Raw genomic sequence first — 15,727 nt, forward strand, 5'->3', positions numbered from 1 at the left:
GGGGCCCATCATATTAAAGTGCTTTAAAACGAATAGCTGTACCGCCACTAGTGGCTAATTTAAGCGTTAGTTTATCGCTTGCAGTTACAACACGTTTTTCGATAGTTAGATCGTATGGATTGTTTTTCCACTCTGCGTTTTTACCGTCTTGATAAATTTGCGCTTCAAACTTTTTACCTTGCTCTAAAAAGTCGAGCTTTACTTCAATAGTACGGGCTTTCTCGTCAGTAACAGCACCTAGGTACCAATCGTTTCCTGAGTATTTAGTGCTTTTACGTTCTTTACGGGCAAATACAATAAAGTCGCCTACTTCGCCATCAAGGGCAATACTTTGCTGCCAATCTGTTGGTACGTCTTGAATAAATTGAAATGCGTCGGGCTTAGCCAAATAGTTTTTAGGTAAGTCGGCAGCCATTTGAATTGGGCTATACAACACAACATAAAGTGCAAGTTGTTTGGCAAGTGTAGTTTGTGGGCGGTTTGTATCGCCTCCTAAACCATTAAAGCTCATATCAAAAATACCTGGCGTAAAGTCCATAGGGCCAGAGAGCATGCGGGTAAAGGCAAGCATTGGTACGTGTTCTGGTGGGTTAGGAGGCGAACCCCATGCATTATATTCTTGCCCGCGTGCACCTTCGCGCGCGATCCAGTTTGGGTAAGTACGGCGCAGGCCTGTATCTTTAATTGGCTCGTGCGTATTGATGCTAATTTTATGTTTAGCCGCAAGCTTTACGTTATGAAGGTATTCGTTAACCATAAATTGGCCGTCATGCCATTCATGGCGCGCAATACCGTTTTTGTCTATACGTTTTATATTCCCGCCATCGGCTACATAACCTGTTTTTACTTGGCTGACGTTTGATTTTTCGTAAAGTGTAAAGGCATCTTCCATTTGGTCTCGGTAGTTGCTTACATTGCCTGATGTTTCGTGATGGCCAATGAGCTGTACACCTTTTTCTTTGCCGTATTGAGTCAGCGCTGCTATATCAAAATCATCGTACGGTTTGGTAAAGTTAAATACATCGCCATTAAAGTACCAATCGCCATCCCAGCCAATATTCCAGCCTTCAACGAGTACACCATCAAAACCATACTGCGCTGCAAAATCCATATAGTATTTTGTGGTTTGCGTAGTGGCGCCGTGTTTTTTACCGCTACCCCAAGTTTGCGTGTTTATATGCATACCCCACCAGATACCCACGTATTTGCCAGGCTTAACCCACGACACATCACCGAGTTTATTAGGCTCGTTTAGGTTTAGTATTATATCTGAATTAACTAAGCCAACAGCGCTGTCGGCTATTTGAATGGTGCGCCATGGTGTTTTAAAAGCACCTTGCTTTTTAACGGCAACACCATCTGACCAAGGGGTTAAGTCGGCTGTAAATGTGCCTGGACGGCGCTGATTAAGCACCATACCCGCGTAATCAACAAGCGCAGCTTCATGAATACTAATATGAGTACCGTCACTTGTTTTAAACGTAAATGGTGTGTGAGCTAGTGGAGCTTCGTTAAGTGGAGTAGTGTTGTAAACATATTCGTAGCGGTTCCAGCCACGAGCAGGTATCCACCATGCTGTTGCATCATGGCTATTGTTTATTGCAAATTCAGTTAACTCTTTGGTTATTTCTGTATGTTCGAAGCCGGCTTGTTGTGGTACTTCGTATCTAAAACCTACACCACTATCAAATGCTTTAAATCGAATAGTGTAGGTACCTTTATTTGGCTCGTTTTTTGTAAAGGTAACGGCCACTTCGTTATATTCGTCAACAACGTTTTGGCGTTCGCCCCAAGGTTGTTGCCACTGCGAGTTAACGCTTTGTTGTTCAATGCTTTTAATTTTAAAGCCATCGCTAAAAGCTGCTTGTGTTTTAAATTCAAACCCCAGTAAAGATTTGTTTATAACCGCTTTGTTTTTAAATTTTATTGCGTAGCTTGGCGTGTTGTTTTCGTCAGAGATGCTTACTGTTATTTGTGTGTCTGGCGATTTTAGCTCTACGGTTTGTCCGTAGCTATTACTAGCAAAGGCTAAAAGCACAAGTGCTGGTATTCTCATGGTGTGTCCTTAGATGAGTCGGTGGTGACATCTAAGGATAATGACTGTTGATGATTAATACGACTGCTTACATACGTATTCAATGTTTTAAAAAATAGAAAGAATTTGGTGGCTTAATCGGTCTATAATGTAAACAAATTGATAATAGCGACAAGAAAATGATAAAAAGCTTACTTTGTGTATTTTTACTAAGTGTTAGTACTGGAGTTTTTGCAGCAAATATTACAATTAAAAATGCTAATAATGACCCATTACCTAATGCTGTTGTATGGCTAACTGCAGGAGATTCCTCTAGCGTTATTCCTCCAGAAGCACCTTATGCGATGACCCAGCAAAATCGAGAATTCAAGCCGCGTATTTTAGTTGTCCCACAAAATGCAAAGGTAGAGTTTCCGAATGCGGACTCAATCATGCACCATGTTTATTCATTTTCTAAAGCTAAAACATTTGAATTAAAGCTATATAAGGAGCACCCAAAAGCGCCCATTACTTTTGATCAAACAGGGGTCATTGAGCTTGGCTGTAACATTCATGATTGGATGTTAGGTTATATTGTGGTGGTCGATAGTACTATTTTTGCAATCACTGATGAAAATGGTCATGTTGATTTAAATGCCAATGTAGGCGAATACACGTTAAGTGTTTGGCATTCTGGGTTTAGTGATATTAGTAAGGTTGAATCTCAAACTATTACTGTGGCTACTAACCCGATCACTTATAAAGTAAAGCAGAAAATTGCGGAGCAAATTGACTTTGCTACGGATGAATTTGATGACTATTAATCGCTTAACGAGGCTGATATTTTTAGCCGGTGCTTTATGTTTTAGTAATGCATTGTATGCACAAGTAAAAGGCTTGTTACAAATTAGAGCCGTGCAGGGTGACGATATACGTAGCTTTCAAGAGGGCGGCCTTGGGCTATATCGGCACGATACTAAAAGCGACGAACTTATTTTATCCCAAGGTATTTTAAATTTTAATGTTGATTTAGCATCTAGTTGGTCGGCTCATGGGGTGTTAAATGCGAATCAAGATCCTGACGTTGGCCTTGGTTTTACGCAAGCTTATGTAAAGTATCAGCCGCTATCTAACAGCAACTATAAATGGCATGTGCGTGTAGGGGGCTTTTATCCACTTATGTCGCTTGAAAACCCTGATATAGGGTGGACTTCTCCTTATAACTATACAAACTCAGCTATTAATAGCTGGATAGGCGAGGAAGTACGCACTGTTGGCGCAGAGATAACTATTAAGCGCCCAGCAAAACGTTTTAACAGCGCTCATAGCTTTAGTTTTGTAGGTGCTACATTTAAAGGCAATGACCCTGCCGGTACTTTACTTGCTTGGCGTGGTTTTGCATTACACGATAGGCAAACTACATTTAACGAAAGTGTTAAATTTGCGCCTGTAGCGGCATTAAATGCGTATGAATTACGCTGGCAAGCTAATCAGGTTTTACCGTTTGAAGAAGTAGACGGACGTTTTGGCTATTACGCTGGCGTACATTGGGATTACTTAAAAAAATCACAATTTCGAATTTATTATTACAACAATAACGGTGACCCAACCACACTTAATATTAGTACAGGGCAGTATGCTTGGGATACTCGCTTTACAAGCGCCGCTTGGCTTTATAAGTTTAATAATAAAACCCGCTTTATAGCACAGGTACTTAATGGTAAAACCGAAATGGGCGCTAATGCTTTAATAGATAATGGCTTTTACAGCCATTATTTAATGTTAAGCCATAAAGAAGGCAAGCATCGAGTTTCTGTACGCTACGATTACTTTAAAGTGACAGATAACGACACCACTGCGTTTGATCCTAATGCAAGCAATGGGGAAGGTTTAACCGCAACATGGCGCTACCAGCTCACTAATAAACTACAAATAGGGGTTGAAGGTTCTGCACTTAAAAGTGTTGCAAAAAATAGAGAGCCAATTGGATTTAATGAACGAATCTCGCAGCAGCAAATAATGCTAAACGCTCAATGGCGATTTTAGGTTTTATAAACTAGATTTATTATCAAAAAGGTAGGTATTAAATATGGTTTTTTTTGGAGTAAGTAATGAATTTGAATAGTATCCGCGTCAAAGTCTCTTTTCCTATTGTTATTTTAGGTATTGCTATCTTGTCGTTAATTATTGGGTATTCATACTTAATTAACTTACAAAAAAATGCATTAGATGTGCAATCCGATAAATTTATTAAGGCTGTGTCTCTTGCTTTGAGTGCCGACAGGGATTTGTATCAAGCAAAGGTTGCTGAGTTAAATTTAGTCGCACATAACGACAATAAAGAAGCTTATTTGCAAGAACATAAAGAAAATGCTGAGCAAGTAACGCAAAGGTTAGAGCAGTACTTAGCTTTGTTATCGGACTATCCAAAAGCTATAAATGGGCTTCGCGGTTTTGATGGTGCTTATAATACTTGGTTAAACGCTTCACTGGCCTATATGAATGATAAAACAAATCTAAAAAAACAGTCTCAATCAGAAAAAGCATTTGACGAATTAAGAGCTACGCTTGATCAAGCTGGTGAATTAGCAGAGCAAACATCGGTTGAAGAAGTTCAAAAACTATCAGACACAATTGCTTCAACTAAGTTAACTATGCTTATTTTTGTCATATTAATTTTATTAGTGGCGTGTTGGTTTAGTTACCTTATTCCTAAGCAATTAACACAGCAAATTAACTATGTAACTTCTCGTATTAACGATATAGCCTCTGGTGATGGCGATTTAACTGGCAGGATCGCTATAACGTCTAAAGATGAGTTTTCTGAACTTGCAACGCAGTTCAATCGATTTCTCGACAACTTACAGCAATTAATTCGCGATATTTTAGAGCAATCAAAAGAACTAAGTGAATTAGGAGGTGAGTTAAGTCAGGTTGCAAATAAAAACAATGCTGTAAATCAAACGCTCAGCCAAGCCTCTGAGTCAATAGTAAGTGCAGTGCATGAGATGAGTGTAGCAAGTAGAGAAGTTGCAGGTGTTGCTCAGCAATCATCAACAGAAGCTGATAAATCGTTAAATTTAGCTCAGCAAGGACTAACAGCGGTTGCGCACTCTAGTTCTCGTATTATTTCTTTGTCGCAAAATATGGAGCAAGCTATGGCGCGCTCTACAGAGCTACAACAAAGTTCTGATAACATTGCCAAAGTACTTGAGGTTATTCGTGCAATTGCAGAGCAAACAAATCTGCTGGCGCTTAATGCTGCTATTGAAGCCGCGCGAGCTGGTGAATATGGCAGAGGTTTTGCTGTAGTAGCAGATGAAGTAAGAACATTGGCTACACGCACGCAAGTAAGCACAAACGATATTCAAAAAATGATAGAGCAATTTGCAACGAGCGTAGAACAATCAATTAAAGCGATAGATGAAGGTAAGCAATTTGCAGATGATGCGGTTGGCTCGTTTAGTCAAACTAATGATGTGCTTAATGCAATGCAAAGCTCGTCTACTAAAGTAAATGATATGGCGATGCAAACAGCGCAAGCGACTGAAGAGCAGACAACGGTTGCAGATGAAATAAGTCAAAACCTATCATCATTAAACGATCAAACTTTAGAAGGGGGGGCGCTTGCTCGAACTACTGAGGATGTATCTAAAAAAATGGAACAATTGACTGATGAGCTAAATCACTTAGTGCATCGATTTAAAGTTTAAATAAACTGATTATTTGGTTAGATAGCTCTTTAAGGTTTTGAAATATGACTGTACTTATGTTGTTTGCTAGCTCGAGTTCAGTTTGAATAGTCATTATAAATATAAAAAGGGACTTTAAAAGTCCCTTTTTTAATGCAATTTTAACCTTGAGAAGTCAACAAAGCCTAAAGTGAATTAGTATTATTTTTTATCAAAAGCGCGTTTCATGTAGTTAGGTGTAGCGAGTGCACCATGATGAATGCCGCTGTTGTAGTATTCACTTTGCTCAGCTATTTGTGCTGCGCCGTCTTCTCTAAAACCGTCAAATGCTTGTGATTTACGTGCAAGTGTTACCGACCATAAACCGCTTGGGTAAATTGGTTGCGGGAATGGTAGTGTTTGTAAATCGTTAAAGCCTACGCTTAGCATTGCTTCGCGCATTTCAACTAATAATGGCATATGCATAAGAGGTGATTCGCTTTGTTGTACTAAAATACCACCTGGGCGCAGTGCATCTAAACAGCTTGTGTAAAACGCATGATTAAATAAACCTTCACCTGGACCCACCGGATCGGTGCCATCAACAATAACCACGTCGATAGATTCGCCAGCGGCTTCGCGCATGTATTTAATACCGTCGTCAAACATAACCGTTGCACGGGCGTCGTTGTTAGATTCACAAAGCTCTGGGAAGTATTTTAACGACATTTGCGTTACTACTTCGTCTATATCTATTTGCGTTACAGTTTCTACGCCTGGGTGTTTTAATACTTCGCGTAAAGTACCGCAGTCGCCGCCGCCAATAATAACGACGTTTTTAGGGTTTGGGTGCGCTAAAAGTGCAGGGTGGCTGATCATCTCATGATAAAAGAAGTTTTCGCGGGTTGTTACCATAGTACACCCGTCGATGATCATTAAATTACCAAAGTCTGTGGTTTCAAACATTTCTACCTTTTGAAAAGGAGACTGTTTTTCATCTAACTTTTTATTAATACGTAATGAAAATGCGCTGCCATCGCGGTCGCTAATTTCAGTAAACCACTTACTTTGATCTAAATTTGCCATAGTTACTATTACACTTTTTTAGGTTGAGTATGAAAAAGGGGCAATTCTGCCAGTGCTTGGCGTTTTGCTCAATGACATTTTAACTGATTTGACGAATAAAGTTAGTTAGGAGTGAGTGAAAGTTCAATTTTTGTTAGCCTAGTGGATAGTGACGTATTAAAATGCGCCTTTATACCTAATTGACTAAAGAAGAGTTGCCATGACCTGGGGTTTAGAAACAGCACGCGCCACTTATAACGTTGCTCATTGGAGTGATGGTTATTTTGATATTAACGCACAAGGCGAACTGGTGGCTTACCCAGATGGCGACCAAACAAAACCGGCCATTTCTTTAACGCAATTAACAGAGCAGTTTAAACAACAAGGTTTAACATTGCCGGTTTTAGTACGCTTTACTGATATTTTAAAAAATCGTGTAGATACGCTCACTAACGCGTTTACGCAAGCGCGAGCAAATCGTGAATATAATGGCAAATACACCTGTGTTTACCCAATTAAAGTAAATCAGCAACGCTCTGTAGTAAGTAAGCTATTAGCGCATCCAAGCGGACTTGTTGGCCTAGAAGCAGGCTCAAAGCCAGAACTTATGGCTATTTTGGGCGTAGCAAAAGAGCCAATCACTATTGTGTGTAACGGCTATAAAGACAGTGAGTTTTTACGCCTAGCGTGTATTGGTCAAGCAATGGGCCACAGCGTAAAAATTGTGGTAGAAAAGCTTTCAGAACTGACCACACTACTTGAAGAAATAGACAACCTAGGCATTGAACCGGCCATTGGCATTCGCATTCGCCTAAACTCAGTAGGCAAAGGCAAGTGGCAAAACACGGGCGGCGAAAAAGGCAAGTTTGGTTTAACGGCAGGCCAAGTACTAAGTGCTGTTGAAGTGCTGAAAAAGCATAATAAGCTGCACTTAATGCAAATGGTGCATTTTCATATTGGTTCTCAAATTGCCAACATTCGTGATATTCACCGTGCCTTGCGTGAATGTGCACGCCACTTTGCTGAGCTTACACAATTAAACGTACCGTTAAACACCGTTGATGTAGGCGGCGGCTTAGGCGTTGATTACGAGGGCTCAGGCTCACGCAGTGCGTGTTCAATGAATTACACCGTAGAAGAGTACGCGCGTAATGTAGTGAATGCATTTGCAGAAGTGTGCGATCAGCATAATCTTACGCATCCGGCCATTATCACCGAATCGGGGCGCGCTTTAACCGCTCACCATGCGGTATTAATTACCGATGTAATTGACGTAGAAAAAGCGCCCAATCATTTAAATCCAGAGCCGCCGCTTGAAAATAGCGCATTAGTGCTTGATGAAATGTGGCAGTGTTTACAGCGTTTAAACCCGCGTATGGCACTTGAGATTTATCACGACGCTATGCACTTATTTAGCGAAGCGCACGATCAGTACGTGCATGGCTTAGTAAGCATGCTAGAGTGGGCGAAAATAGAGCAGCTTTACTTTACTATTTTACATCGTGTACGTGCATCGCTTAGTAATAACGCGCGGGCGCACCGTGAAGTCCTCGACGATTTAAACGAAAAGCTTGCCGATAAACTCTTTGTTAACTTTTCATTATTTCAGTCATTGCCTGATGTATGGGGTATTCAGCAGTTGTTTCCGGTTATGCCAATCGAAAACTTAACTCAACCATTGACTCAGCGCGCGATTATTCAAGATATTACCTGTGACTCTGACGGGCAAATCCGCGAATACGTTGAAGGCGCTGGTATCGAAACCAGCCTACCAATACCAGAATATAAACACGGCGAGCAATACCACATTGCTATGTTTATGGTGGGTGCATATCAAGAAATTTTAGGCGATTTACATAACCTATTTGGTGACACTGATTCAGTGCATGTAGAGCTTAATGATGAAGGTTATGTGTTAACCAATGCTATAAAAGGTGATAGCGTTAAGGATGTATTAAAGTTCGTTGACTATGATAGCGCCATTTTAGCTGACAACTTTGCGTACCAAGTTAATAAACTTGATGTATCAGCGCAGTGTAAAGAAGGTTACTTAGCTGAGCTTAATGCAGGCCTTGAAGGCTATACCTATTTTGAAGATTAATTTGTAAGCAACTGAAAGCGCAGTATTAGTGGCTGCGCAATGTTTAAAGGAATGGAAGTAATGTCAGTTATTCGCGGTGTATTTAGTATTGTTTTTTACACAATAAACACACTTTTTTGGTTTGTGCCTATTTTTATTTGTGGGCTTATAAAGCTTATACCTATTAAGCCTCTACAAAAGATTATGAGCTGGGCTGCAAAGCAATTTGCAACTATTTGGGTGACCTTTAATAGCTTAAATCAAAAGTTATTTACGCCAACTAAACTTAATGTAACTGGCCTTGAAGACCTCAAGTTAAAGGATTGGTACCTAGTAATTGCAAATCACCAAAGCTGGGTCGATATTTTAGTATTGCAGCGCGTGTTTAACCGTAAAATTCCATTTTTAAACTTCTTTTTGAAAAAAGAGCTTATTTACGTGCCTATTCTAGGTTTGTGTTGGTGGGCGCTTGATTTTCCGTTTATGACCCGCACGAGTAAAAGCCAATTAAAAAAGAATCCAAAGCTGCGTGGCAAAGACTTAGAAACCACGCGTAAAGCCTGCGAAAAATTTAAAGAGATGCCAGTAAGTGTGGTTAACTTTGTAGAAGGCACTCGTTTTACTACACAAAAGCACGCGCGCCAAAATAGCCCGTTTCCACATTTATTAAAACCAAAAGCGGGCGGTATCGCTTTTGTAATGCAAGCGATGGGCGAGCAAATTACTAAGGTGGTTAACGTTACAATTCATTACCCTGATGGCATTCCTACATTCATGGATTTTGCAGGTGGTAAGGTAAAAAATATCAACGTACACGTGGATGTAAGGCCTGTAAGCGAAGAGCTTATTGGTGACTACACCGGCGATTCTGAATTTAGAGTACGCTTTCAAAGCGAGCTAAATCGTTTATGGGAAAATAAAGAGCAAACATTACAATCGCTCGAAAAACACCCCAAATAAAAGGCAAAAATATGAGCTTACAGTTATGCTAAAAAAGTGGTTACCAAATTGGCTTAACGGCTTAATTGTGGGCTGCGTATTGTTTTCTAATGTAATGCTTTTTGGCTCACTAGTATTTGTACTAGGGCTTATTAAGTTATTACTGCCTTTGTCTGTTGTTAACTCTTTATTGCACAGCGCTTATCGAGGGTGGTGCAATGGCAATCGGTTTGGCTTGTGGTTAGGTTGTCCTAATATTATGGTTGATATAAGTGGCGATTTAAATTCAAAAAGTTGGTATTTACTTATATGTAATCACACGAGTTGGTTAGATATAACTGTGCTTAGCTCATTACATGCATTACCAGCCCCTAAGTTTTTTTTAAAAGATGAATTAAAATACGTGCCTTTTATTGGCACTGGTGCGTGGGCTATGGGTATGCCGTTTATGAAACGGGTAAGCAAAGCACAGCTTGCTAAAAACCCAAAATTGAAAGGGTTGGATGTAGAGCGCACAAAGCACAGCTGTCGCAATTTTCGTCACTATCCTACTACCATCGTTAATTTTGTTGAAGGCACACGCTTTACGCCAGCTAAGCATAATCTGCAGCAAAGTCCTTTTAAGCATTTATTAAAACCCAAAGCGGGTGGCATTGCTTTTGCGCTTGAAGTGCTAGCCAACCAATTTGATGCCATGCTAAATACAAGTTTAGTGTATAGCGGTAAAACAGATCACGTTTGTCGGAACTTACTCAAAGGCGAGCTAGATTCTATTTATGTTTCAATAGACGTAACGCCCATTAATGACAATATGCAGGGCAGCTATCAAACCGATGACGTATTTAAAGCTAATTTTCAACATTATGTGAATGAGCTATGGGTTGCGAAAGATCAGCAGCTTGCCGATATTTATGCTCAACAAGATTTACCTGAACCACAAATCAGTAAGGAAATTGAAACACTATGACCAACACCCACCTACAGGAGTTAATAGCTCCTTGGTTTGAAAAAGTACCCGATGCGGATTTTCTTAGTTCTATTACCGCAGTTTCAATAGGGATTTTTTCTTTATTAATTGTTTACTTATTTACTCGTAGGTTAATGTTACCAGGCATTCAAAAAGTGGTAACTAAGCTTTCGCCTCAACGTATTGGTTCGTTGTCGCCTATGCTTAATAAGCTTAATAGACGTATTGCAGGTATGCTTTGCTGCGTATTATTTTTGGCGACCTTTGACAGTGTTTATCCGGTTAATGAGCTGACCGCTGAAATTTTGAAAACGGTTGGCCAAGCCATACTAATTATTCATGTAGGTTTTATTTTTAGCAGTATTGTAAGTATTGCGGGTTCTATTTATAACCAATTGGAGTTTGCACGCGAAGTCCCTATTCAGGGCTTAATTCAGGTTGTTAAGCTAATCACCTTTATTGTGTGTGCTATTTTAATTGTAAGTATTTTCCTTGAGAAGTCACCCACTTATATTCTCTCTGGCTTTGGTGCTATTGCTGCTGTTACGTTATTAGTATTTAAAGACACTATTTTAGGCTTTGTAGCTAGTATTCAAATCGCAGCAAATCGCCTAGTAACCTATGGTGATTGGATTCAAGTAGAAAACTATGGCGCCGATGGCGAAGTAATTGATTTGGGTTTAAACACTGTAAAGGTACGTAACTGGGATAACACCATTACAACTATTCCAACTTATATGCTAGTTGCGGGTTCGTTTAAAAACTGGCGCGGTATGCAAGAGTCGGGCGGTAGACGTATTAAACGTTCACTTAATATAGATATGCACAGTATTTGTTTAGTAAGTGATGAATTTAGAAAGCAAATAGATGCGGCTATTCCGCTTCATGACTATATCCGAGTGACGACATTACCCGCTCAAGTTTCTAATTTAGGGCTGTTTCGTCGTTATGCTGAGGGCTATTTAAAGCAGCACAGTAAAATTAATACGTCGCTTACGTTAATGGTACGAGAGCTACAACCAATGAACCACGGGTTACCGATTGAGTTTTATTGCTTTAGTGAAGACAAACGCTGGATTTCGTACGAGCATCTACAAGCCGAAATAATGGACCATTTACTTGCAGTATTGCCAGTGTTTGGGCTTAGGGCATATCAAAGTGTGAGTGGGCAATTAAGCCCTCCTAACGAGCAACAAACAGATAAGCCAACATTTAGAGTGATGGCAAATAGTGCTGCAAAAGACCCACAGCAATAAATAAAGCTAAGAGCCACCAAATAGGTGGCTTTTTAAATCGCAGCCATGCAAATGTAATTATTAGTAACGCAACCTGCCAAAGGTTATGCACAGCCGATGTCCAAATTGGTGAATACAATGCGGCCGCTAAAAAACCGACTACCGCTGCATTAAGCGCCGCTATTGAACTTGCAAAACGTGGCTTACTTGCCAAATTAATCCAACTCTTCTGAAACGCCAGTATAAGTAAAAAACCAGGCATAAATATAAGCAGTGTAGCTATAAGGGCACCCACTAAAGGTTGCTCAGTAGTAAGTTGTGCGCCTAAGTAAGTAGCAATAGTAAACATTGGCCCTGGCACTGCCTGTGCACTCGCGTAAGCACTTAAAAACTGATCATCACTCAATGCTGGTACGCCAGCTTGAAGTACCGGCAGTACTACGTGTCCGCCGCCAAACACCATTGCACCCGCTTGGTAAAAAGGGGTAAACAAAGCAAACTCATGCCCTAGTGGAATAAAGCTAACCCCAAGTAAGAGCGCAAATAACCCCAGTGCAATCCAATTAATATTACTGTTTTTACTGCTAACATCGTCTGCTACTGTGCCAAGTTTTAATAAAGGCCATATAGCACCTACTGTTGCAGCAGTGATTAAAATCGCTATTTGAGTTCCCATCATTGGAAATAACACCAAGGCAAGTGTACTCATTATCGCAAGTAACTTAAGCGCAGCACTTGTACAAAAGCTTTTAGCCATACTAAGTGTTGCATCCGCGACTATAACAACGGCAAATAACTTTAAGCCTGCAATAATTGCAAAGTAAACAGCGTCAAACTGATGGGCACTAACCGCAAGCAGCACCATTATTAAAAACGAAGGCAAGGTAAAGCCTACAAAAGCAGCTATACCACCCAGTACTCCTGCACGCTCAACACCAATAGCAAAACTAACTTGGCTAGAGCCTGGCCCTGGTAATGCTTGGCTTAAACTAATAAGTTGTGCGTAACGCGTGTTAGTTAGCCAATTTAACGAGTCTACAAAGTGGCGCTTAAAATAGCCTAAATGCGCAGCGGGGCCACCAAAACTCATGCACCCTAGTAAAAAAAATTGTCTAAAAATAGCAATTAACATTGCGCCAATATCCTTTGTAAAATTCATTAAATTGTCACAGCGTAGTATGACATTTTTATTAAAACGGCACATTAGTTTGAGGTCTGTTTAACAATCAAGCAAGATGCGCTGCTTTTAACACTCTCTTCATAGTTTGTTCATACATGTATTTGCATACTCTTGCTAAATTCTTAATGAATAGGGTATCACCATGACTTTAACTAAATCACTTTTAAGCGTAACCGTAGTAGCTGTATTACTTTCTGGTTGTGAAATGAATAACACCGGCAAAGGTGCGGCTATTGGCGCAGCAGCGGGTGGCGTATTAGGTAAAGCAACAAGTAACCATAAAGATAAGCGTATTTTTATAGGCGCTGCTATCGGCGCACTAGCTGGCGCTGCAGTGGGCAACTACATGGATAAGCAAGAAGAAGCATTTCGTGATGAACTTGCAGGCTCTGGTGTTGAAGTTGTACGTGAAGGCGATAACTTGCGTTTAGTTATGCCATCTAATATTACGTTTGCGACCGACCAATCTTATATTTCGTCTGGCTTTAACGATACCTTAGATGCGATTGCTAAAGTGATGAACAAATACGAAAAAACGTACCTAAGTATTGAAGGCCATACAGATAGCACAGGTAAAGACAGCTACAACATGAACCTATCGCGTGAACGTGCTCAAAGCGTTAAAAACTACTTAGTGAACCAGCAAATCATGGCTGAGCGTGTAAGTACTATGGGTTATGGCGAAACACGTCCAATTGCGACTAACGATAGTGCAAATGGCCGTGCTCAAAACCGCCGTGTAGAAATTCAAATAGTACCAAACACTGAAGAATAATTAGTCTTTATTAAACTGTAATTCACACAGTTTTTGATACAACGGGTTACTTGTTACTAATTCTTGGTGGGTACCCGTTGCTATAATCTCTCCATTTTCCATGACTACAATCACATCGGCATGTTTAACCGTTGCTAGTCTATGGGCAATAATAAGCGTGGTGCGGTTTTGCATTAAATGCTCAAGCGCAGCTTGCACGTGGTGCTCACTTTGAGCATCGAGTGCACTGGTTGCTTCATCTAAAAGCAGTATTTCAGGATCTTTTAAAATAGCGCGTGCCAGTACAATACGCTGCTTTTGCCCACCCGATAACCTCACACCTTGCTCACCTAAAAAACTGTTATAACCTTGCGGTAATTGTTTAATAAATTCATCAGCATGAGCATGTTTGGCAGCGGCATATACTTGCTCGTCACTTGCTTTTGGGTTGCCGTAGCGAATGTTATGCATTACATCGGAGCTAAATAAAATAGGGTTTTGCGCTACCATACCCATTTTACCTCTGAGGGTATTAAGCGATAATTCTTTAATGTTTATATCTTTAAATTTGATGGCTCCGCTAGCCGGATCGTAAAAGCGCTGTAGTAATTCAAATAAGGTTGTTTTACCTGCGCCAGAAGGGCCAACAATAGCCACAGTTTGGCCTTGAAGTATATTTAAACTTATTTTATTAAGTGCGCTTACGTCTGGGCGAGAAGGGTAGTTAAAGCTTATATTCTCAAGCGTAATAGCAGGGCTGTTACTATTTTTTAGTAAGTTACTATCTTGTGGATTTAGTGGGTTTTCTATCTCACTTTTAACAGCAAGTAACTCAAGTAATCTTGCAGCTGCGCCTGCTGCGCGTTGTAGTTCGCCATATACTTCAGCAACGGTTGCCACCGACATTGCCACCATAATAGCGTAAAACACAAAGGCTCCTAGCTCACCGCCAGTCATGGTACCTGCTAATACGTCGCTGCCGCCGACCCACAGCATTGCGCTAATAGCACTAAAAGTTAAAAATATTACCGCTGCAATTAAAAACGAGCGTTGTTTAATGCGGCTTTTAGCCACATTAAAGGCTTTTTCGGTTTCAAGTGCAAAAGCGTGCTGCTCTTGTTCTTCGTGGCTATAGCTTTGCACTACTTTAATATTTTGAATGATCTCGCCGGCATAGGTGCTTATATCGGCTATGGCATCTTGGCTGGAGCTTGCAAGTTTGCGCACCTTTTTACCAAATACCATCATAGGAACAAGTACCAACGGCACACAAGCAACAACCACTAAAGTAAGTTTTAAATTAGTAAACAACAGCATAGCAAGTCCACCAACCAGCATAAGTACACTGCGAAGCGCCATAGAAAATGATGAACCAATAATTGATTGCAGTAATGTTGTGTCGGTTGTTAAACGCGACATAAGCTCGCCACTGCGGTTTTCTTCAAAGTAGCTTGGGTGCAAAGTAACAATGCGATTAAACACGGCTTTGCGAATATCGTTACTGACTCGCTCGCCAATCCACGACATTAAATAAAAGCGGCTAAAGGTGCCTACGGCCAATAAACTAATTAAACCAATAAGCACCAATACAGCTTGTTGTAGCTGATCTTTAGAGCCAGCTATAAAGCCATGATCTATGACAAACTTAACCCCTTGCCCTAATGATAAGTTAACACCAGCGGTTACTAAAAGGGCAGCAAGCGCCGCTACTACCATCCATTTGTAAGGTTTAATAAAAGCAAAAATAGGTAATAAACTACTAAAAGCGGCTTTTTCGGGCTTAGGGCTTGTTTTTGACATAGTGGATTCTTTTTAAAGGTTA

Annotated in this window: 12 protein-coding genes; 8 read left to right on the forward strand and 4 right to left on the reverse strand. The window is 40.4% G+C overall.

The window, feature by feature from the left end; translation table 11 throughout:
- Positions 1-13 precede the first annotated feature (13 nt).
- Complete coding sequence (locus ABX891_RS02540; protein ID WP_354628845.1) at positions 14-2,056, reverse strand: glycoside hydrolase family 97 protein; 2,043 nt, start codon at positions 2,054-2,056, stop codon at positions 14-16.
- Between the two features lie 158 nt (positions 2,057-2,214).
- Between ABX891_RS02540 and ABX891_RS02545 the strand changes: the two genes are divergently transcribed.
- The 3 genes from ABX891_RS02545 (at position 2,215) to ABX891_RS02555 (ending at position 5,727) form a co-directional block, all read left to right on the forward strand.
- Positions 2,215-2,838 carry a cupredoxin domain-containing protein gene (locus ABX891_RS02545; RefSeq protein WP_309167783.1) on the forward strand — a complete coding sequence of 208 codons (624 nt, stop codon included), beginning with the start codon at positions 2,215-2,217 and terminating at the stop codon, positions 2,836-2,838.
- On the forward strand, positions 2,828-4,060 hold the full coding sequence (locus ABX891_RS02550) for a hypothetical protein (RefSeq protein WP_354628846.1): 1,233 nt from the start codon (positions 2,828-2,830) through the stop codon (positions 4,058-4,060). The genes ABX891_RS02545 and ABX891_RS02550 overlap by 11 nt, the downstream gene beginning before the upstream one ends.
- Before the next feature lie 65 nt (positions 4,061-4,125).
- The gene (locus tag ABX891_RS02555; RefSeq protein WP_197098978.1) at positions 4,126-5,727 is read left to right on the forward strand and encodes a methyl-accepting chemotaxis protein; all 1,602 of its coding nucleotides are present in this window, start codon (positions 4,126-4,128) and stop codon (positions 5,725-5,727) included.
- 180 nt (positions 5,728-5,907) lie between these two features.
- Here ABX891_RS02555 and speE read toward each other — a convergent pair whose 3' ends face one another.
- The gene (speE, locus tag ABX891_RS02560) at positions 5,908-6,771 is read right to left on the reverse strand and encodes a polyamine aminopropyltransferase (protein ID WP_008138747.1); all 864 of its coding nucleotides are present in this window, start codon (positions 6,769-6,771) and stop codon (positions 5,908-5,910) included.
- Positions 6,772-6,970: 199 nt separating this feature from the next.
- On the opposite strand from speE, the gene speA reads away from it, so the two are divergent.
- From speA to ABX891_RS02580, 4 genes are read left to right on the forward strand one after another with little or no spacing between them, the layout of a single operon-like run.
- A complete protein-coding gene (gene speA / locus ABX891_RS02565) occupies positions 6,971-8,851 on the forward strand; it encodes a biosynthetic arginine decarboxylase (RefSeq protein WP_002959544.1) in 1,881 nt (626 codons plus the stop codon).
- Positions 8,852-8,911: 60 nt separating this feature from the next.
- Positions 8,912-9,790 (forward strand): 1-acylglycerol-3-phosphate O-acyltransferase, YihG family, encoded by an 879-nt coding sequence (yihG, locus tag ABX891_RS02570; protein ID WP_354628847.1) that lies wholly within the window; start codon positions 8,912-8,914, stop codon positions 9,788-9,790.
- Positions 9,791-9,815: 25 nt separating this feature from the next.
- The gene (gene yihG / locus ABX891_RS02575) at positions 9,816-10,736 is read left to right on the forward strand and encodes a 1-acylglycerol-3-phosphate O-acyltransferase, YihG family (RefSeq protein ID WP_165744197.1); all 921 of its coding nucleotides are present in this window, start codon (positions 9,816-9,818) and stop codon (positions 10,734-10,736) included.
- Positions 10,733-11,992: a mechanosensitive ion channel family protein gene (locus tag ABX891_RS02580; RefSeq protein WP_002959539.1), complete on the forward strand. Its 1,260-nt coding sequence runs from the start codon at positions 10,733-10,735 to the stop codon at positions 11,990-11,992. The genes yihG (ABX891_RS02575) and ABX891_RS02580 overlap by 4 nt, the downstream gene beginning before the upstream one ends.
- On the opposite strand, the gene chrA is transcribed toward ABX891_RS02580, so the two are convergent.
- Entirely contained in the window at positions 11,949-13,103 is a 1,155-nt protein-coding gene (chrA, locus tag ABX891_RS02585; protein WP_197098986.1) for a chromate efflux transporter, read from the reverse strand. The two genes, ABX891_RS02580 and chrA, sit on opposite strands and share 44 nt — an antisense overlap.
- A gap of 190 nt (positions 13,104-13,293) precedes the next feature.
- Here chrA and ABX891_RS02590 point away from each other — a divergent pair, with 190 nt between their 5' ends.
- Positions 13,294-13,926 carry a YiaD family glycine zipper/OmpA-like lipoprotein gene (locus ABX891_RS02590; RefSeq protein ID WP_002959537.1) on the forward strand — a complete coding sequence of 211 codons (633 nt, stop codon included), beginning with the start codon at positions 13,294-13,296 and terminating at the stop codon, positions 13,924-13,926.
- On the opposite strand, the gene ABX891_RS02595 is transcribed toward ABX891_RS02590, so the two are convergent.
- Positions 13,927-15,705, reverse strand: coding sequence for an ABC transporter transmembrane domain-containing protein (locus tag ABX891_RS02595; RefSeq protein ID WP_354628848.1), 1,779 nt, complete (start codon positions 15,703-15,705; stop codon positions 13,927-13,929).
- Between the last annotated feature and the right edge of the window lie 22 nt (positions 15,706-15,727).

The organism is Pseudoalteromonas sp. NCIMB 1079, from assembly GCF_040567695.1.
GTDB lineage: Bacteria > Pseudomonadota > Gammaproteobacteria > Enterobacterales > Alteromonadaceae > Pseudoalteromonas > Pseudoalteromonas distincta.

What these genes read in the sequence shown, in the direction of transcription:
- chrA (WP_197098986.1), bottom strand. Translation starts at nt 13,103, where the DNA reads ATGTTAATTGCTATTTTTAGACAATTTTTTTTACTAGGGTGCATGAGT.
- ABX891_RS02550 (WP_354628846.1), top strand. Translation starts at nt 2,828, where the DNA reads ATGACTATTAATCGCTTAACGAGGCTGATATTTTTAGCCGGTGCTTTA.
- speA (WP_002959544.1), top strand. Translation starts at nt 6,971, where the DNA reads ATGACCTGGGGTTTAGAAACAGCACGCGCCACTTATAACGTTGCTCAT.
- yihG (WP_354628847.1), top strand. Translation starts at nt 8,912, where the DNA reads ATGTCAGTTATTCGCGGTGTATTTAGTATTGTTTTTTACACAATAAAC.
- speE (WP_008138747.1), bottom strand. Translation starts at nt 6,771, where the DNA reads ATGGCAAATTTAGATCAAAGTAAGTGGTTTACTGAAATTAGCGACCGC.
- ABX891_RS02580 (WP_002959539.1), top strand. Translation starts at nt 10,733, where the DNA reads ATGACCAACACCCACCTACAGGAGTTAATAGCTCCTTGGTTTGAAAAA.
- ABX891_RS02540 (WP_354628845.1), bottom strand. Translation starts at nt 2,056, where the DNA reads ATGAGAATACCAGCACTTGTGCTTTTAGCCTTTGCTAGTAATAGCTAC.
- ABX891_RS02555 (WP_197098978.1), top strand. Translation starts at nt 4,126, where the DNA reads ATGAATTTGAATAGTATCCGCGTCAAAGTCTCTTTTCCTATTGTTATT.
- ABX891_RS02595 (WP_354628848.1), bottom strand. Translation starts at nt 15,705, where the DNA reads ATGTCAAAAACAAGCCCTAAGCCCGAAAAAGCCGCTTTTAGTAGTTTA.
- ABX891_RS02590 (WP_002959537.1), top strand. Translation starts at nt 13,294, where the DNA reads ATGACTTTAACTAAATCACTTTTAAGCGTAACCGTAGTAGCTGTATTA.
- yihG (WP_165744197.1), top strand. Translation starts at nt 9,816, where the DNA reads ATGCTAAAAAAGTGGTTACCAAATTGGCTTAACGGCTTAATTGTGGGC.
- ABX891_RS02545 (WP_309167783.1), top strand. Translation starts at nt 2,215, where the DNA reads ATGATAAAAAGCTTACTTTGTGTATTTTTACTAAGTGTTAGTACTGGA.